Origin of the sequence: Bacillus sp. FSL H8-0492, assembly GCF_038006145.1 — a bacterium.
Lineage (GTDB): Bacteria > Bacillota > Bacilli > Bacillales > Bacillaceae_G > Bacillus_A > Bacillus_A mycoides.
In genome coordinates, this window is record NZ_JBBOUP010000001.1 from 1,050,203 (window position 1) to 1,071,501 (window position 21,299).

The 21,299-nt window shown below is 36.1% G+C and carries 22 protein-coding genes, 1 tRNA gene and 1 pseudogene; 18 read left to right on the plus strand and 6 right to left on the minus strand.

The features are described from left to right. Nucleotides 1-58: 58 nt before the first annotated feature. From MHH66_RS05280 to MHH66_RS05315, 8 genes and pseudogenes are all read left to right on the plus strand, one after another. Entirely contained in the window at nt 59-691 is a 633-nt protein-coding gene (locus MHH66_RS05280) for a helix-turn-helix transcriptional regulator (RefSeq protein ID WP_002015181.1), read from the plus strand. A gap of 29 nt (nt 692-720) precedes the next feature. Next, the gene (locus MHH66_RS05285; protein WP_002015180.1) at nt 721-1,533 is read left to right on the plus strand and encodes a pyruvate, water dikinase regulatory protein; all 813 of its coding nucleotides are present in this window, start codon (nt 721-723) and stop codon (nt 1,531-1,533) included. Between the two features lie 774 nt (nt 1,534-2,307). Next, nucleotides 2,308-2,442: pseudogene (locus MHH66_RS05290) on the plus strand (hypothetical protein); the annotation flags it as partial. Further along, nucleotides 2,423-4,225, plus strand: a complete 1,803-nt coding sequence (dnaG, locus tag MHH66_RS05295) for a DNA primase (protein ID WP_078184440.1) — start codon at nt 2,423-2,425, stop codon at nt 4,223-4,225. The pseudogene MHH66_RS05290 and the gene dnaG, both read left to right, overlap by 20 nt. Nucleotides 4,226-4,284: 59 nt before the next feature. Next, nucleotides 4,285-5,412: an RNA polymerase sigma factor RpoD gene (rpoD, locus tag MHH66_RS05300; protein WP_000764062.1), complete on the plus strand. Its 1,128-nt coding sequence runs from the start codon at nt 4,285-4,287 to the stop codon at nt 5,410-5,412. Nucleotides 5,413-5,797: 385 nt separating this feature from the next. Further along, complete coding sequence (gene cccA, locus MHH66_RS05305; RefSeq protein WP_002129130.1) at nt 5,798-6,154, plus strand: cytochrome c550; 357 nt, start codon at nt 5,798-5,800, stop codon at nt 6,152-6,154. Nucleotides 6,155-6,320: 166 nt separating this feature from the next. Further along, the gene (locus MHH66_RS05310) at nt 6,321-7,028 is read left to right on the plus strand and encodes a tRNA (adenine(22)-N(1))-methyltransferase (RefSeq protein WP_078184439.1); all 708 of its coding nucleotides are present in this window, start codon (nt 6,321-6,323) and stop codon (nt 7,026-7,028) included. Beyond that, the gene (locus MHH66_RS05315) at nt 7,025-8,146 is read left to right on the plus strand and encodes a Nif3-like dinuclear metal center hexameric protein (RefSeq protein WP_002190694.1); all 1,122 of its coding nucleotides are present in this window, start codon (nt 7,025-7,027) and stop codon (nt 8,144-8,146) included. Before MHH66_RS05310 ends, MHH66_RS05315 begins: the two co-directional genes overlap by 4 nt. A gap of 40 nt (nt 8,147-8,186) precedes the next feature. Here the strand turns inward: MHH66_RS05315 and MHH66_RS05320 are convergent, their stop codons facing one another. Together MHH66_RS05320 and vrrA are read right to left on the minus strand one after the other, a co-directional pair. After that, nucleotides 8,187-9,137 (minus strand): 4-hydroxy-3-methylbut-2-enyl diphosphate reductase, encoded by a 951-nt coding sequence (locus tag MHH66_RS05320; RefSeq protein WP_002015175.1) that lies wholly within the window; start codon nt 9,135-9,137, stop codon nt 8,187-8,189. 89 nt (nt 9,138-9,226) lie between these two features. After that, on the minus strand, nt 9,227-9,940 hold the full coding sequence (gene vrrA / locus MHH66_RS05325) for a VrrA/YqfQ family protein (protein ID WP_063218892.1): 714 nt from the start codon (nt 9,938-9,940) through the stop codon (nt 9,227-9,229). A 179-nt stretch (nt 9,941-10,119) separates the two neighbouring features. On the opposite strand from vrrA, the gene MHH66_RS05330 reads away from it, so the two are divergent. Next, nucleotides 10,120-11,430, plus strand: coding sequence for a DEAD/DEAH box helicase (locus MHH66_RS05330; protein WP_002015172.1), 1,311 nt, complete (start codon nt 10,120-10,122; stop codon nt 11,428-11,430). 251 nt (nt 11,431-11,681) lie between these two features. Next, nucleotides 11,682-12,578, plus strand: a complete 897-nt coding sequence (locus MHH66_RS05335) for a deoxyribonuclease IV (protein WP_002167660.1) — start codon at nt 11,682-11,684, stop codon at nt 12,576-12,578. 19 nt (nt 12,579-12,597) lie between these two features. Here MHH66_RS05335 and MHH66_RS05340 read toward each other — a convergent pair whose 3' ends face one another. Next, the gene (locus MHH66_RS05340) at nt 12,598-12,852 is read right to left on the minus strand and encodes a DUF2624 domain-containing protein (RefSeq protein ID WP_002088657.1); all 255 of its coding nucleotides are present in this window, start codon (nt 12,850-12,852) and stop codon (nt 12,598-12,600) included. Between the two features lie 151 nt (nt 12,853-13,003). On the opposite strand from MHH66_RS05340, the gene MHH66_RS05345 reads away from it, so the two are divergent. From MHH66_RS05345 to MHH66_RS05360, 4 genes are all read left to right on the plus strand, one after another. Next, nucleotides 13,004-13,882 carry a YitT family protein gene (locus MHH66_RS05345; RefSeq protein WP_002015168.1) on the plus strand — a complete coding sequence of 293 codons (879 nt, stop codon included), beginning with the start codon at nt 13,004-13,006 and terminating at the stop codon, nt 13,880-13,882. Between the two features lie 180 nt (nt 13,883-14,062). Then, nucleotides 14,063-14,833: a metal ABC transporter ATP-binding protein gene (locus MHH66_RS05350; protein ID WP_002015167.1), complete on the plus strand. Its 771-nt coding sequence runs from the start codon at nt 14,063-14,065 to the stop codon at nt 14,831-14,833. Next, on the plus strand, nt 14,833-15,666 hold the full coding sequence (locus MHH66_RS05355; RefSeq protein WP_002015165.1) for a metal ABC transporter permease: 834 nt from the start codon (nt 14,833-14,835) through the stop codon (nt 15,664-15,666). Before MHH66_RS05350 ends, MHH66_RS05355 begins: the two co-directional genes overlap by 1 nt. A 13-nt stretch (nt 15,667-15,679) precedes the next feature. Further along, the gene (locus MHH66_RS05360; RefSeq protein WP_002015164.1) at nt 15,680-16,093 is read left to right on the plus strand and encodes a Fur family transcriptional regulator; all 414 of its coding nucleotides are present in this window, start codon (nt 15,680-15,682) and stop codon (nt 16,091-16,093) included. An 84-nt stretch (nt 16,094-16,177) separates the two neighbouring features. Here the strand turns inward: MHH66_RS05360 and ispG are convergent, their stop codons facing one another. The 3 genes from ispG to MHH66_RS05375 form a co-directional block, all read right to left on the minus strand. After that, entirely contained in the window at nt 16,178-17,281 is a 1,104-nt protein-coding gene (gene ispG, locus MHH66_RS05365; protein WP_161793976.1) for a flavodoxin-dependent (E)-4-hydroxy-3-methylbut-2-enyl-diphosphate synthase, read from the minus strand. Nucleotides 17,282-17,446: 165 nt separating this feature from the next. Beyond that, on the minus strand, nt 17,447-17,812 hold the full coding sequence (locus MHH66_RS05370; protein WP_002129120.1) for a hypothetical protein: 366 nt from the start codon (nt 17,810-17,812) through the stop codon (nt 17,447-17,449). Nucleotides 17,813-17,877: 65 nt separating this feature from the next. Beyond that, entirely contained in the window at nt 17,878-18,645 is a 768-nt protein-coding gene (locus MHH66_RS05375) for a DUF1189 domain-containing protein (RefSeq protein ID WP_063218894.1), read from the minus strand. Nucleotides 18,646-18,664: 19 nt separating this feature from the next. Here MHH66_RS05375 and MHH66_RS05380 point away from each other — a divergent pair, with 19 nt between their 5' ends. The 4 genes from MHH66_RS05380 (at nt 18,665) to MHH66_RS05395 (ending at nt 21,190) form a co-directional block, all read left to right on the plus strand. Then, nucleotides 18,665-18,856 carry a hypothetical protein gene (locus MHH66_RS05380; RefSeq protein ID WP_002034057.1) on the plus strand — a complete coding sequence of 64 codons (192 nt, stop codon included), beginning with the start codon at nt 18,665-18,667 and terminating at the stop codon, nt 18,854-18,856. A gap of 28 nt (nt 18,857-18,884) precedes the next feature. Then, a tRNA-Ile gene (locus tag MHH66_RS05385) sits at nt 18,885-18,958 on the plus strand. 220 nt (nt 18,959-19,178) lie between these two features. Beyond that, nucleotides 19,179-19,790, plus strand: a complete 612-nt coding sequence (sodA, locus tag MHH66_RS05390) for a superoxide dismutase [Mn] (RefSeq protein WP_001052029.1) — start codon at nt 19,179-19,181, stop codon at nt 19,788-19,790. Nucleotides 19,791-19,912: 122 nt separating this feature from the next. Beyond that, complete coding sequence (locus MHH66_RS05395; RefSeq protein WP_078184438.1) at nt 19,913-21,190, plus strand: MFS transporter; 1,278 nt, start codon at nt 19,913-19,915, stop codon at nt 21,188-21,190. Nucleotides 21,191-21,299 lie beyond the last annotated feature (109 nt).

Genomic DNA, 21,299 nt, shown 5'->3' on the forward strand with positions numbered 1-21,299 from the left:
TATTTAGTATATAATATTTAAGAGATAGTATAACTTTTTTCGTTGTGCATTAAAGGTGGTGATTATCATAGAGCTGAATAAACGGCAAGAGCATATCATTCAGATTGTAAAAGATCACGGTCCTATTACAGGGGAGTCAATTGCTGGGCAATTGGGTTTAACACGTGCAACGCTAAGACCAGACTTAGCAATTTTAACGATGGCTGGTTATTTAGAAGCGCGTCCACGTGTAGGTTATTTTTATACGGGTAAAACCGGGGGACAGCTATTATCTGAAGCTGTTAAGAAAATTAAAGTGCAAGATTATCAATCTAGACCGGCTGTAATTGATAAAAATGTATCAGTATACGATGCAATCTGTACTATGTTTCTAGAGGACGTTGGTACATTATTTGTTGTAGATCAAGCTACTTTATTAGTTGGCGTTGTATCTCGTAAAGATTTATTACGAGCTAGCTTAGGAAAGCAGGATTTAACCTCTCTTCCGGTTAATATTATCATGACAAGGATGCCAAACATTGCGATGTGTCGCAGGGAGGATTCTTTATATGATATTGCGATGGAATTAATAGAAAGACAGATTGATGCGATGCCGGTTGTGAAGGATACGAAACAAGGTTTAGAAGTGATTGGACGAATTACAAAAACAAATATTACACGTGCGTTTGTAAATTTAGTAAATAACGAATAAGTGTAATTTGTTTAAAGTGAGGTAATGTAATGGATAATAAAATCGTATATGTCGTATCTGACTCTGTAGGAGAAACGGCTGATTTGGTTGTTAGAGCGGCAATGGGACAGTTCCCATTCGCTCCTGATATTAGGCGTGTACCGTATGTAGAAGATACAGGGACATTAAAAGAAGTAATCTCGATTGCCAAGAGCAATCAAGCGCTTATTTGTTTTACGTTAGTAAAGCCTGATATGCGTCAATATTTATTGACAGAAGCGGCAAAAGAAGGAGTAGAGGCATACGATATTATCGGACCTCTTATCGATCAAATTGAAGAAATTACAGGGCAAGTACCAAGGTATGAGCCAGGTGTCGTTCGAAGATTAGATGAAGAGTACTTTAAAAAAATAGAAGCGATTGAATTTGCAGTTAAGTATGATGATGGTAGAGATGCACGTGGTATTTTAAAAGCTGATATCGTGTTGATTGGAATTTCACGTACATCAAAAACACCACTTTCACAATATTTAGCGCATAACAAACGTTTGAAAGTTGCTAATGTACCACTTGTACCGGAAGTGGATCCGCCTGAGGAATTATATCAAGTGGCAAAAGAGAAATGTTTCGGTTTGAAAATTATACCAGATAAGTTAAATCATATTCGAAAAGAACGATTGAAATCACTTGGATTAAGTGATGGAGCAACATATGCAAATATTAATCGTATTCAAGAAGAAATTGATCATTTTGAGGAAGTAATTAGTAAAATAAATTGTCAAGTGATTGATGTATCAAATAAGGCAATTGAAGAAACGGCAAATATTATTGTGAATGCAGTGCAAAACCAAAAAATGTTTTAGCACATTTACCAAAGGTGAATGTGCTTTTTTCGCTCGTGAGAAGGCGTTAGAGGAAGATGCGAAGTAGAGCATGAACTTTCGGCTTAGTAATAGAATATAGCGGAATGGTTATACTTATATTCTTCTGTTTTTTAATTATGCTAAAGGAACGATTTCGTTATCTTTAAGTGTAAGATGAAAATTAAAGGGATATGTAGCGTAGTTGAAGAAAATATATTATAATAAAAAATTGTGATAAAAACCTATATTTTACGTTTAGACTTTAATTTTTCAGAATAAACTAGGGATAGGATTTTCGAAAAAGACATGTATTTACGTTAAATCGACAAAATCTAGACAAGAAAACGCACATTATGGAAGGATTCACAGAAGGGATGTAGAATACAGAAATATGCAAAACATCAGATAAGATATTATTTGATGCAGATGCGTATCCCGTGAAGAATGCAATTGTGCAAGTTGGAACAAAATTTTATGTCGAAATTTTGTTTGTCGTATCCTATGCTCATCGTTCAAGAAAACAGCAAGGTAATTGGGTCTATGTAGATTCTGAGCAAGATGAAGTTGATTGTTATATTTATTAACATGCAAAAGCTACAGATCTCATGATCATACAGGCTATAGTGCTTCTTGCTAGTCTTCTTGTGAAAAAGGAGTATATGTATTGTCTCCAGGAGATACATTTGTAACAGATGAGCAAATGTATACAATTTTATATAGTAGTATGTATCTGCGAATTTACGCAGACGGGGGACTTATACGAAAGGTCCAAAATCGTTTACACAATGTGATCGACAGTACTTTCTAACAAATTTAGAAAAATATTGTCGAATTATAAAGGAATCTTTTAATTTATATCGAATACAAAATACGACACGGAGATGGAGTTATGGGGAACAGAATTCCTGAAGAAGTTGTTGAACAGATTCGGACATCATCCGATATTGTAGAAGTGATTGGTGAGTATGTTCAACTTAGAAAGCAGGGGCGTAACTATTTCGGCCTTTGTCCATTTCATGGTGAGAATTCTCCTTCATTCTCTGTTTCATCTGATAAGCAAATTTTTCATTGTTTCGGATGTGGAGAAGGTGGAAATGTATTTTCTTTTCTTATGAAAATGGAAGGACTTGCTTTCACAGAGGCTGTTCAAAAGCTTGGCGAAAGAAATGGAATTGCAGTTGCAGAATATACATCAGGGCAAGGACAACAACAACAAGAAGACATATCTGATGACGCTGTCATCATGCAACAGGCTCATGAACTTTTGAAAAAGTATTATCATCATTTATTAGTAAATACAGAAGAAGGAAATGAAGCACTTTCATATTTATTAAAACGTGGTATTACAAAAGAGATGATTGAGAAATTTGAAATTGGTTATGCATCACAAGCTTGGGATGCAGCAACGAAAATTTTACAAAAAAGAGGTTTGTCGCTATCTAGTATGGAACAGGCTGGTCTTCTTGTAAGAAGTGAGAAGGATGGCAGTCATTATGACCGCTTCCGCGGAAGAGTTATGTTTCCGATTTATACTTTACAAGGTAAGGTGATAGCGTTTAGTGGAAGGGCATTAGGAGATGATACTCCGAAATATTTGAATAGTCCTGAAACACCGATTTTTTACAAAAGTAAGCTGTTGTATAATTTCCACCAAGCAAGGCCGTTTATTAGAAAACGTGGGCAGGTTGTCCTTTTTGAAGGTTATGCCGATGTACTAGCCGCGGTGAAAAGTGGTGTGGAAGAAGCTGTTGCGACAATGGGAACAGCTTTAACTGAAGAACAAGCGAAACTTCTGCGACGTAACGTTGAAACTGTTGTTCTTTGCTATGATGGTGATAAAGCAGGGCGAGAAGCGACGATGAAAGCAGGGCAATTACTATTGCAAGTTGGTTGCCAAGTGAAAGTTACATCCTTGCCAGATAAGCTTGACCCTGATGAATATGTGCAACAATATGGGACAACCGCTTTTGAAAATCTTGTGAAATCAAGTATAAGTTTTGTTGGTTTCAAAATAAATTATTTGCGTTTAGGGAAAAATTTGCAAGATGAGTCTGGCAAAGAAGAATATGTAAAAAGTGTTTTAAAAGAGTTATCATTGCTACAGGATGCGATGCAGGCGGAATCATATTTAAAATCATTATCGCAAGAATTTTCGTATTCAATGGAAACACTTTTGAATCAATTGCACCAATATCGCAAAGAACAAAAGGTACAGCAAAAACAAATAAAGCAGGTTTCTAAGCCATCTCAAATTGTTCAAACGAAACCGAAATTAACAGGTTTTGAAAGGGCAGAAAGAGAAATTATTTACCATATGTTGCAAAGTGCAGAAGTGACAGTGCGTATGGAACCTCATATAGAAGATTTTTATACAGAAGAACATAAAGGGATTTTATATGAACTATACGCATATTATGAAAAGGGAAATGAACCTTCAGTCGGAACATTTTTAAGTTGGCTCTCTGATGAAAAGTTGAAAAATATTATTACTGATATTTCGACGGATGAATTTATTAATCCAGAGTACACAGAAGAAGCGTTACAAGGTCATTTGGAGGCGCTAAGACGCCATAAAGAAAAACTTGAAAAGATGGAAATTATCTTTAAAGTAAAACAAATGGAAAAAACAGATCCTGTAGAGGCTGCTAAATATTATGTGGCATATTTACAAAGTCAAAAAGCAAGAAAATAGCTTTTTCGATAAAGTTTTAGTATAATGAATGTTTGTATCTCGCGTAAGGAGGGGAACAGATGGCTGATAAACCAGCTCGTTCTAAACAAATTGAAACTGAAATGACCCTTGAGCAAGTGAAAGAACAACTCACTGAGCTCGGGAAAAAACGTGGCGTTCTTACATATGAAGAGATTGCAGAACGCATGAATGGATTTGAAATTGAATCCGATCAAATGGATGAATACTATGAATATTTAGGTGAACAAGGGATTGACTTAGTTGGTGACAATGACAACGACGAAGGTCCTAATAATCGTCAAATTACAAAAACGGAAGAAGAATTTGACCTTAATGATTTAAGTGTGCCGCCAGGTGTGAAAATCAATGACCCTGTTCGTATGTACTTAAAAGAAATTGGTCGTGTAGACTTACTATCTGCTGAAGAAGAAATTCGACTTGCGACACGTATTGAAGAAGGCGATGAAGAAGCAAAACGCCGTCTTGCGGAAGCAAACTTACGTCTTGTAGTAAGTATTGCAAAGCGCTACGTGGGCCGTGGTATGCTTTTCTTAGACTTAATCCAAGAAGGAAATATGGGTCTAATTAAGGCAGTTGAAAAGTTCGACTACCGTAAAGGTTTTAAATTTAGTACGTATGCAACTTGGTGGATTCGCCAAGCTATTACACGTGCGATTGCAGACCAAGCGCGAACAATTCGTATTCCAGTTCATATGGTTGAAACAATTAATAAGTTAATCCGTGTACAACGTCAATTATTACAAGATTTAGGACGCGAACCATCTCCTGAAGAGATTGGTGAAGAAATGGATCTTGCTCCAGAAAAAGTACGCGAAATCTTAAAGATTGCACAGGAGCCAGTTTCTCTTGAAACACCAATTGGTGAAGAAGACGACTCCCATTTAGGTGACTTTATCGAAGACCAAGAAGCAACATCGCCTGCGGACCATGCAGCGTATGAATTGCTAAAAGAACAATTAGAAGATGTGTTAGATACACTAACAGATCGTGAAGAAAATGTTCTGCGTCTTCGTTTTGGTTTAGATGATGGACGAACTCGTACGCTTGAAGAAGTTGGGAAAGTATTCGGCGTAACGAGAGAACGTATTCGTCAAATTGAAGCGAAAGCACTTCGCAAATTAAGACATCCAAGCCGTAGTAAGCGTCTTAAGGATTTCTTAGAATAGGCTACCTTTAAGTTTACTTCACTTTTGTGAAGTAAACTTTTTTATTTTGTTAATTTTTGTTAAAATTTAGCTATCGGCAACGATTACAATTTCTTGTAATTTATTTTACAGAATTGTCTTTTGATTTGCAAATGCTCATTTTTCGATTTTTCGATTTATTTTGTTTATTATATACAAAATAATATGTAGAAAAGTAAAAAATATGATGAGAAACGTTAGTAATTATCGAAATAATATGCGATATAATAGTGAAAATCAATAAAATGAATTTACGGAATATTTTTAACAAGTAGTAGTTTACTCTTTTCTGATAGGGCGTTTTCAAGTACAATATAAATGACTGAATCATCTAACTATTTAGCGGTATAGAGGGGGGAGAAGAGATATGAAACGTAATCCGTTGATTCCGTTCGCTCTTATTGCAGCATTAGGTATTATCGTTATGTTTGTATTTTCATTTCAGGGGCTAAATAAATCTAAAGAGTTAGCTGATGCAAAAAATGGTGGGAAACCAGCACAAACAGCATCAAAGCCAGAGGATATTGTAAAGCAAAGCTGTACGAGCTGTCATGGTGATCAGTTACAAGGAGCGGTAGGCCCTAATTTACAAAAAATTGGTGGGAAACTTTCAAAAGATGAAATTAAAGAAGTTATTTCAAAAGGAAAAGGAAATATGCCGCCAAATATAGTTCCAGCTGATCAAGCGGCAAAAGTAGCTGATTGGTTATCGAAGAAAAAATAAAGTATAGAAAAACAAGCCTTTTGCTTTTTGCAAAAGGCTTGTTTTTCTATACTATCTAAAATACGATTAGTAATAGAGAATTGAAGTATTGTTATGGACTTGCAACAACTACTATAAATTCATTATCATGGAGACAGACTGAGAAAAGAAGGAGTAATGGAAATACATGAATGAAGTAAAGCTTTCGAAACGATTAGAAGAAGTTGTGAGGGAGATTCCGGTAGGCTCTACAGTAGCTGATATTGGATCGGATCATGCGTATTTACCGTGTTATATAATTATAAATAATATTGCTACAAAAGCAGTTGCAGGAGAGGTTGTAGATGGACCGTTTCGCTCTGCACAAGCAACTGTAGCTGAAAGTGGCTTACAAGATAAAGTAGACGTTCGTAAAGGGAATGGATTAGCTGTTATAGTGCCAGGAGAAGTAGATGTTATTACGATTGCTGGTATGGGTGGAGCGTTAATTCGTGACATTTTAGAAAGTGGTAAAGAAAAATTAGAAGGTGTAACACGTTTAATCTTACAGCCGAATATTGCAGCACACCATATCCGTGAATGGTTTATTGAAAATGGATGGGAGCTTATCCGTGAGAAAATTGTAATAGAAGACGGAAAGATTTACGAGATTTTAGTCGGAGAGCGAGGAGATACAGCAGTACCTTACTCTGAAAATAAACAAGCTGAATTGTTTATGGGTCCATTTTTAATAAAAGAAAAAAGTGAAGCTTTTATTGAAAAGTGGGAAGGGGAATTGAAAAACTTCCAAAATATTTTAAAACAGTTAGAACGTGCAGCAGAGTCTGAAGAGACAAAAGCGAAGCGTGCAGAAGTAGAAGCGAAAATGAAAATGATAGGAGAGGTTTTATCATGAGTAAAATTCCGAATGGTCATGAAATTATTTCTTTGTTTGAAGGTATGTATCCGAAGCATTTAGCGATGGAAGGGGATAAGATTGGCTTACAGATTGGAGCGCTTAATAAACCTGTCCAGCACGTATTAATCGCGTTAGATGTAACTGAGGAAGTTGTGGACGAGGCGATCCAATTAGGAGCGAATATCATTATAGCGCACCATCCTTTAATCTTTAATCCATTAAAAGCGATTCATACAGATAAGGCGTACGGAAGAATTATTGAAATGTGTATTAAAAATGATATTGCGGTTTATGCCGCACATACAAATGTAGATATTGCTAAGGGCGGGGTAAATGATTTACTTGCTGATGCGTTAGGGTTACAAAATACAGAAGTATTAGCTCCTACATATGCAGAAGAAATGAAAAAAATTGTTGTATTTGTTCCAGTAACCCATGCAGAAGAAGTGCGCAAAGCTCTTGGAGATGCGGATGCAGGTCATATCGGTAATTATAGCCACTGTACGTTCGGTAGCGAAGGGGTAGGTACGTTTATCCCTCAAGAAGGTACAAATCCTTATATCGGAGAAACTGGGCAGTTAGAACGTGTGGAAGAGATACGTGTCGAAACGATTATTCCAGCTTCATTACAAAGAAAAGTTATTAAAGCGATGTTGGCAGCCCATCCATATGAAGAAGTGGCATATGATGTATATCCGCTTGATAATAAAGGTGAAACATTAGGTCTTGGTAAAATAGGGTATTTACAAGAAGAAATGACGCTTGAGCAGTTTGCTTTACATGTGAAACAATCATTACATGTAAAGGGTGCAAGAGTTGTTGGAAAGTTAGATGATAAGGTGCGTAAAGTAGCTGTACTTGGTGGTGACGGTAATAAATATATAAACCAAGCGAAATTTAAAGGAGCAGATGTATATGTAACAGGTGATATGTATTATCATGTTGCTCACGATGCGATGATGATTGGTTTAAATATAGTCGATCCAGGACATAACGTTGAAAAAGTAATGAAGCAAGGTGTACAAAAACAATTGCAAGAAAAAGTAGATGTGAAGAAATTCAATGTACACATTCACGCTTCGCAGTTACATACAGATCCATTCACATTTGTATAAGAAAAATAAAAACCGTTGCTCATGTAGGCAACGGTTTTTATTATTGTTCTTTTTTCACTTTTACACGAGGTAGTATCTTTTGAAGTGGTACTTTTCGAATTCTGTCCCATGTAGCTGGATTCATTGGGTCATATTGATCTAAGAAAGCAATAACTTCTTTTGTAATTGGCGTTGGAGTAGAAGCACCTGCTGTAACAGCTACGTTTTCTACACCTTGTAGCCATTCTAATTGGATTTCACTTACGTCTGCAACGCGGTATGCTGTCGTACCAGCGATTTCTTGTGATACTTGTGCTAAACGGTTTGAGTTGTTACTTTTCGGATCACCGACAACAATTGTTAAATCTGCAACATCAGCTTGTTTAGCGACAGCTTCTTGGCGAACTTGAGTTGCTAAACAAATTTCCTTGTGGAATTCTGCTGTTGGGAATTTTTTCTGAATGTCCTCCATTAAATGTTGAACATCCCATTGACTCATTGTTGTTTGATTCGTAACTAAAATTTTATCCGTTGGAATTTCTAGTGTTTTTAAATCATCAGCTTTTTCGATAAGATGAACGATATCAGGTGCGATACCAACTGCGCCTTCTGGTTCTGGATGATTTTTTTTGCCGATATAAATGACATGGTATCCTTCAGCTTTCTTTGCTTCGATAAGGTCATGTGTTTTTGTAACATCTGGACAAGTTGCATCAATTGTCGTTAAACCTTTTTCTTTTGCACGTTGTTTAACTTCTGGAGAAACACCGTGTGCAGTGAAAATAACAGTACCAGAATCGATTTTATCTAAAATTTCTAATCGACTTGGACCGTCTAATGTAATGATGCCATCCTCTTCGAAAGCATCTGTGACATGCTTATTGTGAACAATCATACCTAAAATATAAATGGGTCTCGGTAATGATTTATCTAATGCGGCATTACGTGCAATAACCATTGCGTCAACAACACCATAGCAATAACCACGAGGGGAAATTTTAACAATCTTCATGTGAGTAATCCTCTCCTTCTAAACAAGGGATACTTTTGTGCATAGTCCATTACATTATAAAGGAGGAGTGGATAGAAAACAAAGGATTGTTACACATATAGTTTTGGTTTTGTTACTGATTGTTGAACCGGTTCTTTCGGAACCTCTTTTTCTATTACCGGTTCAAGCACTATTTTTTTTCGTTTCCTTTTTGGAGGTGGAGGAGGTGGAGTTGCTACCTCAACCTGTTCTGTTGCATCTTCAGTTTGATTTTCTTCCGTACTTTTTCCAGAGGTGAGGATTTTAACAATGCTTGGTAGACTACGCATAATGGGACCGTACTGTTCGACAACAGGACCGACAGATTGCACGACTTGAGATACTTTTTCGATATTATTTATCATATTAGTTGGGTTCGAAATTAAATTTGAAAAAAAACTACCGATGCCGCTGCTAGATGCCGCTGCAGTTGTAGCTGACGCAGCACCACGTGTATCATTTGATTCATACATTTGAGGTGGTATCATCTGCTCTGGATATTGCTGCATGTATGGCTGATATTGTTGTGTATATTGTTGTTGGTATGGCTGTTGCTGTTGATATTGGGGCGGCGGTTGTTGGTGCATCATCGGTGGCCCTTCCATTTGTCGATAAGGAGGGACCATTTGCATGAAAGGTTCGGTTGGATCGTGTTTTTTAAAGAGTTTAGCAAGGAAACCTTTCTTTTTTTGAGCCATCGGTGGTAGTTGTGGAATCGGATATGGTGTGTAAGATTGTTGTCCTCGATTCGGATACATTTGTCTTATAGGGGATTTCGGAAACATGTGGGAAATCCTCCTTTCTTCAGTTAGGTATATACACATACAATATGCAATGGAAGGAAAGAAGGTTAGTTTTTGAGATAAAAACCTAAACTAAAGATGGATTTTACTTGTAGATTTCGATATAATGTAGACTTGACTGATTTGTGCGCAGTAGAAATTTTAGAAAGAAGGTGTAACTTATGACACTACAAACTTTTACACAGTATGATTTTAAACCATTTTTAATAGATGCAGTTCGTGAACTACGCTTTACAGAGCCAACAGGAATTCAAAAGAAAATTTTCCCGGTCGTGAAAAAAGGTGTGAGTATAATTGGACAATCCCAAACTGGTTCTGGGAAAACACATGCATACTTACTTCCTACATTAAACAGAATTGATGCAAGTCGTGAAGAGGTACAACTTGTTATTACAGCGCCTACTCGTGAGTTAGCACAACAAATTTACGAAGAAATTGTGAAACTAACAAAGTTCTGTGCAGAAGATCAAATGATTACAGCACGCTGTTTAATTGGTGGAACTGATAAACAACGATCAATTGAAAAGTTGAAAAAACAACCTCATATTGTAGTTGGAACGCCAGGACGTATTAAAGATTTAGTAGAAGAAAAGGCGCTATTTGTTTATAAAGCGGATACTATTATTGTCGATGAAGCGGACTTAATGCTTGATATGGGATTCATTCAAGATGTAGATAAAATTGCGGCACGTATGCCTAAAAATCTGCAAATGTTAGTTTTCTCTGCAACAATTCCTCAAAAATTAAAACCATTTTTGAAGAAATATATGGAGAATCCAGAACATATTCATATTAATCCGAAGCAAGTTGCAGCAGGAAATATTGATCATTACCTTGTGCCTTCAAGACACCGTAATAAAACTGAATTAGTGAAAAATATGCTACTTCAATTTAAACCATATTTAGCAATTGTCTTTACAAACACAAAGAAGAAGGCTGACGAAGTAGCCGATGGATTAGCAGAACGTGGATTAAAAGTAGGGCGTATACACGGTGATTTATCACCACGTGATCGTAGAAAAATGATGAAACAAGTTCGTGATTTAGAGTTCCAATACATTGTCGCAACAGATTTGGCGGCACGCGGTATTGATATTGAAGGAATTAGCCATGTTATTAACTATGAACTTCCACCAGATTTAGATTTCTTCGTTCACCGTGTTGGAAGAACTGCACGTGCGGGTCATTCAGGTATTGCAGTGACGATTTATGATCCAGCAAATGAAGAAGCGTTAGATAGTTTGGAAAAACAACGTCATATCGAGTTTAAACATGTAGATTTACGCGGAGATGAATGGGCGGATTTAGGTGACCGTCGTCGTCGTAAGAGCCGTAAAAAACCAAGTGATGGACTAGATGTTATGGCAACAAAAGTTGTTAAGAAGCCGAAAAAAGTAAAACCAAACTATAAACGAAAACTTGCAACAGAACGTGACAAAGTGAAGAAAAAATATAGCAATAAAAAAAGATAAGGGATTTCCCTTATCTTTTTTTTATCTCACTGCTTGAGAGAAAGTCGATTAATGTAGACTAATAATTAGTGAGGGGTAGAAAAAACGTTGACTAAAGTTTCGCTTTATTGGGTTAATTTAAGTATAGAGTTCAGATTGTTTGAATAGTCCGTTTAATTTATGTAGTGCCTTTTGTGTGAACAAACAATTCGCTACATATTTCTACAAATTATGCTATCATTATATCTATTGTATATTGAAGAGGTGATTGTATGTTAAAGATTGGATCTCATGTTTCTATGAGTGGTAAGAAAATGTTATTAGCAGCAAGTGAAGAGGCTGTTTCATACGGTGCAACGACGTTTATGATTTATACAGGTGCACCGCAAAATACACGAAGAAAACCAATTGAAGAATTGAACATAGAAGCAGGAAGAAAACATATGGAACTAAACGGTATTGAAGAAATTATCGTACATGCGCCATACATTATTAATCTTGGGAATACGACGAAGCCAGAAACATTCCAATTAGGTGTAGACTTCCTTCGCATGGAAATTGAAAGAACATCGGCATTAGGTGTAGCGAAACAAATCGTTCTTCACCCAGGTGCGCACGTTGGTGCAGGAGCGGATGCTGGTATTCAACAAATTATTAAAGGGCTTAATGAAGTATTAACTCCAGAGCAGACGGTTAACATTGCGTTAGAAACGATGGCAGGAAAGGGAACGGAATGCGGTCGTAGCTTTGAAGAAATTGCGAAAATTATTGATGGTGTGAAATATAATGAAAAACTATCTGTATGTTTTGATACGTGTCATACGCATGATGCAGGTTATGACCTTGTAAATGATTTTGACGGTGTGTTAAACGAATTTGATAAAATTGTTGGGATAAATCGTTTACAAGTACTTCATATTAACGATAGCAAAAATGTACGCGGAGCTGGAAAAGACCGTCATGAAAATATTGGTTTTGGTCATATTGGCTATAAGGCATTGCATCACATTGTGCATCACCCACAACTTACGCACGTACCAAAAATTCTTGAAACGCCGTATGTAGGTGAAGATAAAAAAGATAAGAAGCCACCATATAAATTAGAAATCGAAATGCTGAAAAATGGTACTTTTGATGAAGGAATTCTTGAAAAAATTAAAGAGCAATAAGGAGGGGATTTTCCCCTCCTTATTTTAATAGCTGCTGAAATAAAATATTTACTTGTTGGGCAGTGGCAGGAGTAGTTACTTTAGCGATTTGTTTTAACAAATCTAGTCGCTCGGTATTATCGTAAATGTTAATGTTTTTCCCTTTCATAAGTAAAACGATTTTATCAGCTTGTGCAGTTGTGATTGGAACTTCGTATTCTTTACTATATTTCAATAGTTCTTTTGTAGAAATATGATTTAATTTTTTGTTCACAATTTGTTTAATGAGGTTCATCGTGTTGTCCTCCTTCACACGTTCTTCTATCGAAATATATGTACGCATAGCTTGTACATATTCGTATCAAGGTGCATTTTTTCAATGGGGAAAAGAAGCTTATGTTATAATATAAGAACAAAACTATAGATAAAGAGTATAAGGAGGACTTATGGAAAAAAAGCAACATCGAAAAGAAAGTGTTATTCATCTTGTATATCGTTTAGTTATGATTGTCTTTGGGGCGGCGTGTGCGGCGGTAGCGATTGAACTGTTTTTAATGCCAAATAAAATTATTGATGGTGGAATTATTGGTATTTCTCTTATATTAGATTATCTTACTCCTAATATTTGGTGGTTAAGCTTTTCTACTTTAGTTGTTATCCTCAACATTCCTTTTATGTACTCCGGTTATAAGCAAATTGGAAAAACATTCATGTTATCTTCAGCATTTGGAATTGTAGCTTTAGCATTTATTGAATCAACGTTGCATGCTATCCCGCCATTTACAACAGAGCCGATTTTAGCAACAGTTTTCGGCGGTCTTATTTTAGGGATTGGTGTAGGACTTGTTATTCGTCATGGTGGATCGTTAGACGGGACCGAAATTATGGGAATTCTATTAACGAAGAAATTACCGTTTTCTGTTGGTGAATTCGTAATGTTTGTGAACTTATTCATTTTTGCATGGGCAGCATTTGTGTTTGGTGTTGAACAAGCGATGTATTCTGTTATGACGTACTATATCGCATTCAAAACAATTGATACGGTAATTCAAGGATTAGACGAAACGAAAGCAGTTTTAATAGTATCGGATCAATATGAGGAAGTATCAAATGCGATTTTACACCGCCTTGGTCGTGGAACAACAAAACTTGTTGCTAAAGGTGGCTATACAGATAAAGAAAAAGAAGTTATTTATGCAGTTGTAACACGTCTGGAAGTGACGAAGTTAAAATCAATTGTGCATGAAATTGATGAAAACGCATTTGTTACGATTATGAATACACAAGAGACAAATGGTGGTAAGTTTAAATCAGCAATTCACTAAAAAGTTAATTGTAATATCTTTTGAAAGCGGAGAATTATTCTCTGCTTTTTGTTATAATAATAAGGTTTCTTGAAATAAAGAATATATTTTAGGCAGATTGGTTTACAACTATAATAAGCTGTACTATAATTCAAATAGAGATAAATCGGAATCATTCTGAATTAAAATAGGTGAGATGCTATGAATAATATATTGGAAATAGAAGGATTAACGTTTCGGTATGAAGATCGCAACGTGTTAGAAGATATTAATTTGCAAGTTCCGAAGGGAGCTTTTTTAGGTTTAGTTGGACCGAATGGTTCAGGGAAATCGACTTTACTTAAATGCTTATTGGGTGTTTTAAAACCAAAGCAAGGAAGTATTAGATTGTTTGGCATTGATAGTAAGAAATTTAAAGAGTGGAATAAAGTTGGTTATGTATCCCAAAAGGCAAGTAGCTTTAACTCAGGTTTCCCGGCAACTGTTTTCGAGGTTGTTTCAATGGGGCTCGTTTCGAAAAAAGGGCTTTTTCGCTTTTTTACGAAAGACGATAATGCGAAAGTAGAAAAAGCGATTGCTGATGTAGGTATGAGCGAGTTTCGAGGTCGCAACATTGGAGAACTTTCTGGTGGACAACAACAGCGTGTATTTATTGCTCGTGCACTTGTAAGTGATCCGGAATTGCTTATTTTGGACGAGCCTACTGTTGGGATTGATGTGAAAAATGTGGCAAGTTTTTATGAGATACTAGAGGATTTAAACAAAAGATTGGGAATTACGTTAATTCTTGTTACGCACGATATGGGTGCTGTAACAGAGAAGGTGACGCATGTTGCATGTTTGAATCAGCATTTACATTTCCATGGGAATGTAGAGAAATTCCGAGAGTTAGAAGATGCAGAAATGTCGATTTTATATGGACATCATGTTCATCGCTTAGAACATGAACATGGGCATCACGGGAGGATATAATGATACAGGATTTTTTACAATATGATTTTTTACGTAATTCCTTATACGCTGGTATTTTAATAGGACTTGTCGCACCACTTATCGGCGTGTTCGTTGTAATTCGCCGCATGTCACTTATTGCGGATGCATTAAGTCATGTGACGTTATCAGGAATTGCAGCAAGTTTATTACTTGAAAAGACAATCTTTACCGGTGGGTTTTTAAACCCTTTATATATGGGGATGTTTTTTTCAATCGGTGGAGCATTGCTAATTGAAAAATTACGTACTGTATATAAACATTATCAAGAGTTAGCAATCCCGATTATACTTTCAGCAGGGATGGGGATTGGAGTTATCTTCATCTCACTTGCTAATGGATTCAATACGGATTTATTTAGTTATTTATTTGGTAGTGTAAGTGCTGTAACAAGTGCGGATTTAATTATTATTGGTATAGTAGCAATTGTTGTTATTGCGACGATTGTTTTATTATACAAAGAGTTGTTTTTACTATCATTTGATGAGGAATACGCTGTATCAACCGGTTTAAGTGCAAAGTGGATTCACTTTATCTTCATTATATTAGTTGCTCTTGTAATTGCGGTATCAATGCGTGTTGTAGGTGTTCTTCTCGTATCATCTTTAATGACGTTACCAGTTGCAGCAAGTATTCGTATTGCAAAAGGATTTAAACAAACAATTTTCTTTTCCATTTTATTTGGTGAAATTGCAGTAATTGGTGGAATGTTTGCTTCGTATCAACTTGATTTAGCTCCAGGTGGTACAATTGTTATGATAGCGGTTCTTATTTTAATTGGTGCAATTTTATGGAAAAAGAAAAAAACTGCATAAAGTAGGGATAGGTATGAATCTAACAGAAGCTTTACGCCTAATGAAGGAAAAGGGATACAAACATACGGGGAAAAGGGAAGAGATGCTGAGATTATTCGCAGCTCATAATCGTTATTTAACTGCGAAAGATGTTTTAGAGCATATGAAGGGTGATTATCCAGGACTTAGTTTTGATACGATTTATCGTAATTTAACGGTTTTTGCTGAAGTCGGTGTTTTAGAGCAAACGGAATTAAATGGTGAAAAGCATTTCCGTTTTACATGCTCCATTATGGAACATCATCATCATTTCATTTGTTTAGATTGTGGTGGTACGAAAGAGATTAATTCCTGCCCGATGGATTTTATGAATAAAGATTTTAAAGGTTATGAGGTAACGGGGCATAAGTTTGAAATATATGGTCGTTGCCCAAAATGTGCAAAATGAGAGGGCTCGTCAGTTATATAACTGACGAGTTTTTAATTTGAATGTAAAAAAAGGTTGCTCACAAAAATTGTGGCAACCTTCTTTTTATTGTTCTTGTTTTTCTTTTTCTTTTTCTCGTTCGGCAGCCATTTCAGCAGCGATTACATCAATTTCTTTTTTCAGTTCTTCTACCATTGTTTCTTCTGGTACTTTACGAACGACTTGCCCTTTACGGAATAATAAACCTTCTCCGCGTGCACCGGCAATACCGATGTCAGCTTCACGAGCTTCACCAGGACCGTTTACGGCACAGCCGAGTACTGCAACCTTAATTGGAACTTTAAGTGTGGAGATGTATTCTTCGACTTCATTAGCAATGCTAATTAGGTCGATTTCAATACGACCACAAGTTGGACAAGAAATAAGTGTTGCGGCATTAGATGCAAGACCGAATGATTTTAATAGTTCACGTGCAACTTTTACTTCTTCAACTGGATCAGCGCTTAAAGAGATACGAAGTGTATTTCCGATGCCTTTACTTAAAATTGCTCCAAGACCGGCGGCGCTTTTTACAGTCCCAGCAAACAATGTTCCTGATTCTGTAATACCTAAATGTAATGGATAATCAAAAGCGCGAGCAGCTTTTTCGTATGCTTCAATTGCTAAGTTAACATCAGAGGCTTTCATTGATACGATAATATCGTGGAAATCTAAGTCCTCTAAAATTTTAATATGGTGCAGTGCGCTCTCGACCATACCATCAGCAGTTGGATATCCATACTTTTCTAAAATATGACGTTCTAATGAGCCGGCATTTACACCGATACGGATTGGAATGCCACGCTCTTTCGCTGCATTTACAACAGCTTCTACTTTATGGCGACGTCCAATGTTACCTGGATTGATACGTACTTTATCAATGCCGCCTTCGATTGCTTTTAAAGCAAGGCGGTAATCAAAATGAATATCAGCAACAAGTGGAATGTTGATTTGTTTTTTAATATCAGCAATAGCATTTGCTGCGCGTTCGTCTGGAACAGCAACACGAACAACTTGACAGCCAGCTTCTTCTAAACGTTTAATTTCAGCAACTGTAGCCTCAACATCATGCGTTTTTGTTGTCGTCATACTTTGTATAATTAATTCATTGTTACCGCCAATTGTTAAATTACCGACTTTAACCGGACGTGTTTTTGTGCGTTGAGTCATTTCATTCACGAATTGATCGCTCTCCTTATAAAAGAAGTTTCTTATTTTAGTCCCTTACATCAATGATAGTATGTGTGAGAAAGGGCTATAGAAACCAAAGTACTCGGTTTCACTTTTACTATTGTATCAGCGCCTTTATGTAATTGACAAGGATTAAGTGATTGCTTATTGATATAAGGGGAATTTATAAGACTTTCCAACTTGGATTTTTGTAGCAGATGTATTTTTATTTAATTGCTTAAAATCATCAATTACTTTTTCAATAGAAGGAATTTTTTTCTTATTAATCGCTTCTGTAATAGAAAGAACTGTATCGCCAGTTTTTACTTCGATTGCTTTATAAGCTGTATCCGTTTCTTTTTCTGTTTCTTTCTCTTTATTTTGTTTTGTATCTGTATTTTCTTTTTTTATCGTTTGGGCAGCAGATGTTTTTTTGTATGAACTTAACATCGGTAAAGTACCGATTTTTATGTCGTAATAAAATATATAACCGAGGACAAGCACGAATAAGAGTACACCTAATCTCTTCATATCCTTCACTCCTTTGCTAGGAATATATGCTTGTCCAAAAAAAAAATGCCTATTTAGGCATTTTTTTATAGTTCTTGTTTTTCTTTCGGCTTTGGAACTTCTTTAATTGTTAAGTATAGAACGATTAAAACAACTGCAATGTAAATGAATGTTGCGCCAGGTACGTTTATTTTGCATAAATCCATAATCATAAAGAAGATTGTTGGAATTGTGTAGCTGTAAGCAGTTAATGTCCAAACTTGTTTATAAGATAATTTGCGTTGACCGCTCATCGCAGAACCGATGAAGGCAAGCAATGTAACTCCTACAAAGGTAATAAATAATTGGAACAAGTACAGTAAGAACCCAATAACGAATAATAAGATTGGATAAATACTGTCAAATAACGAAATGAAATCTTGTAAATCTTTTTTCTCAAGAGATGCGCCTAATAAGTCATTATAGGAGTATGTTTGTGTTTGACCATTCCCCATAGAGACTACTTTATCTTTTAAAACAAATAAACCTGTTTTATTTTGATATTTTTCTAAGTCTGTTGAATTTGGATCAAATACGAAAAGGGCATTTCCATCTTCTTTTTCGATAGGTTGATCAATATCAGCTGTTAGCTCGCCATTTTCAATTTTAAAATCAGGTAAATCTTTTTCGATTACTGTATTTACCATGTTAACACCATCTTGAATAACGCTACCGTACAAGAAAGTTCTTGGAATAGTAGTGATTAGGCAAAGAAGCATAATATACAAAATGGTTTTACCGATTTTTTGAAAACGGAAAAGCGCCATATCTTTAGGCGAATATACGCTTTTTGCTAGCTGTTTAAAAATGGACATAGATTCACTTCCTTTATGTATGTATAAAATCATTGTAACGTACGAATCTAGAGAAGCTCAAGATATATTATATTTACATATAGTAGAGAGGACTAAATTCCTTCTTATTAATTTACTTCTTTTAGTAGAGAAAAATACAATTGACACTTTTCTTTCGTATATGGTAAATTTATCTTACATTTTTCAAACGATATATCCGATTGGAATTTAGTTATTTTTAATGGTACATACATAATCGTGGACCCTTAGCTCAGTTGGTTAGAGCAGACGGCTCATAACCGTCCGGTCGTAGGTTCGAGTCCTACAGGGTCCATATCCATTTCATATGTTTATTATGTCAGCAGGAAGCTTCCTTGTAGAAGGAAGCTTTTTTTCGGAATATATGAGCATTTTAATTGAAAAGAAGTGGGAATTTTGCTACTTTAATGATAGCAAGACAAAGCGATTTATTTGTTTGCACCCTATGGCAATTAGGGTAGAATGAAGTTGTATGTCACTTAAGTGGCAATACATAAACCGGGAGGAATATAACAATGGCAAAACACGAATTACCAAATTTACCTTATGCGTATGATGCTTTAGAACCTCACTTTGATAAAGAAACAATGAACATCCATCATACAAAACATCACAACACGTATATTACAAACTTAAACGCTGCTTTAGAAGGTCATGCAGAATTAGCTGACAAAAGTGTTGAAGAATTAGTTGCAAACTTAAACGAAGTACCTGAAGCAATCCGTACAGCAGTACGTAACAATGGTGGCGGACATGCTAACCATACATTCTTCTGGACAATCCTATCTCCAAACGGCGGGGGACAACCAGTAGGCGAACTTGCAACTGCGATTGAAGCGAAATTCGGTAGCTTCGATGCATTCAAAGCAGAATTCGCAAAAGCTGGCGCAACTCGCTTCGGTTCTGGTTGGGCTTGGTTAGTAGTAAACAATGGTGAGTTAGAAGTAACAAGCACTCCAAACCAAGATTCTCCTCTAACTGAAGGTAAAACTCCAGTTATCGGTTTAGATGTTTGGGAGCATGCTTACTACTTAAATTACCAAAACCGTCGTCCTGACTACATCGGTGCATTCTGGAACGTTGTAGATTGGAACGTTGCTGAAAAACTTTACCAAGAAGCAAAATAATTAAAGTTAATACAGCTAGAAAAAAGCTAGGGGGTTTTCTCCTAGCTTTTTTCTATGTTCTCCTTTTACATAATTGAGCTTGTCTTTGGAAGACTAGAACATGAAGTAAAGGAGAGTTGTGTATGAAGTGGAAACATGTAATCGGTGATGTTGAAGTGAATCGGGATTTAGTATTATTGCTCGTTATAGGAGGTTTATACACGCTCGCAATTTCTTTATCGAATACGTTTGTAAACATTTATTTATGGAAGCAAACACAAAATTATGTGAATCTGGGCTTGTATAATTTGGCCAGCGTTGTATTGCAGCTTCTAACATTTCTTGTGGGCGGGAAATTAGCGAAACGTATTGATCGCTCGATTTTATTGAGAATCGGTGTAGGCACGTTAGCTGTTTTTTTTATCGTCGTTTTAGTAGCGGGAAAAAGTGCATCTCACTATATTTTATTAATGGGAGCCCTTTTAGGAGTTGGTTATGGTTTTTATTGGCTCGCTTTTAACTTGTTGACATTTGAGATTACAGAACCAGAAACAAGAGATTTTTTTAACGGTTTTCTAGGACTTCTTACATCGTTCTCTGGAATGATTGGACCGATAGCAGCAGGATATACAATTTCACGTATGGAAAAATGGAGTGGTTATACTGTCGTTTTCTTCCTCTCGTTAATGCTATTTGCGGTTGCAGTCGTTCTAAGCTTTTTTTTATCGAAGAGGGAATGTGAAGGACGCTATGAAATTGTGCAAGTATTGAAAGAGCGGCAAGTTGATGAAAACTGGGGAAGAATTACGCGCGCTCATTTCTTCCAAGGTTTGAGAGAGGGAACGTTTATTTTCGTCATTTCGGTATATGTCTATTTAGCATCTGGTAGCGAGTTAGCACTAGGGAAATATAGTTTAGTGAATTCTGCAGTATCATTTGTATGCTATTATTTAGTTGCTCGTATGTTAAAGAAAGAATGGCGAAAAAAAGCAATTTTACTTGGTGGCATTATTTTATATGCGGTCGTATTTTTAGTTATTTTTAATGTTACATATACGAAATTACTTATTTATGCAGCATGTATTGCGGTTGCATATCCGATTTTACTCGTTCCGTACGGCTCAATGACATACGATGTAATTGGTAGAGCAAAACAGGCGAGAGAATGGCGTGTAGAATATATAGTGGTCAGGGAATTATGGTTAAATGCCGGAAGAATTTGTTCCATTTTAAGTTTTTTATGTGCTGTCATATTTTTTCCGCCTGAAAAAAGTTTACCTTTCTTACTATGTATTTTAGGAGCTGGACATTTTCTTATTTATTTTGCAGTTAAAAATGTCAAATATGATGAGGGGAATGTGAACAAAACCAGTGTTGTAGCGCAAGGAAGCACACAGAATCAAACTGAACCAGAAGGTTAACTTATCGCGTGTTTTATGCTAGAATAGAAAAAGATGTAAGACAGCAGTGAGGGCACCTGTATGAAGGTGTCCCTTTCACATTACATAGCTGTTGGTAGAGGGGGTTTGT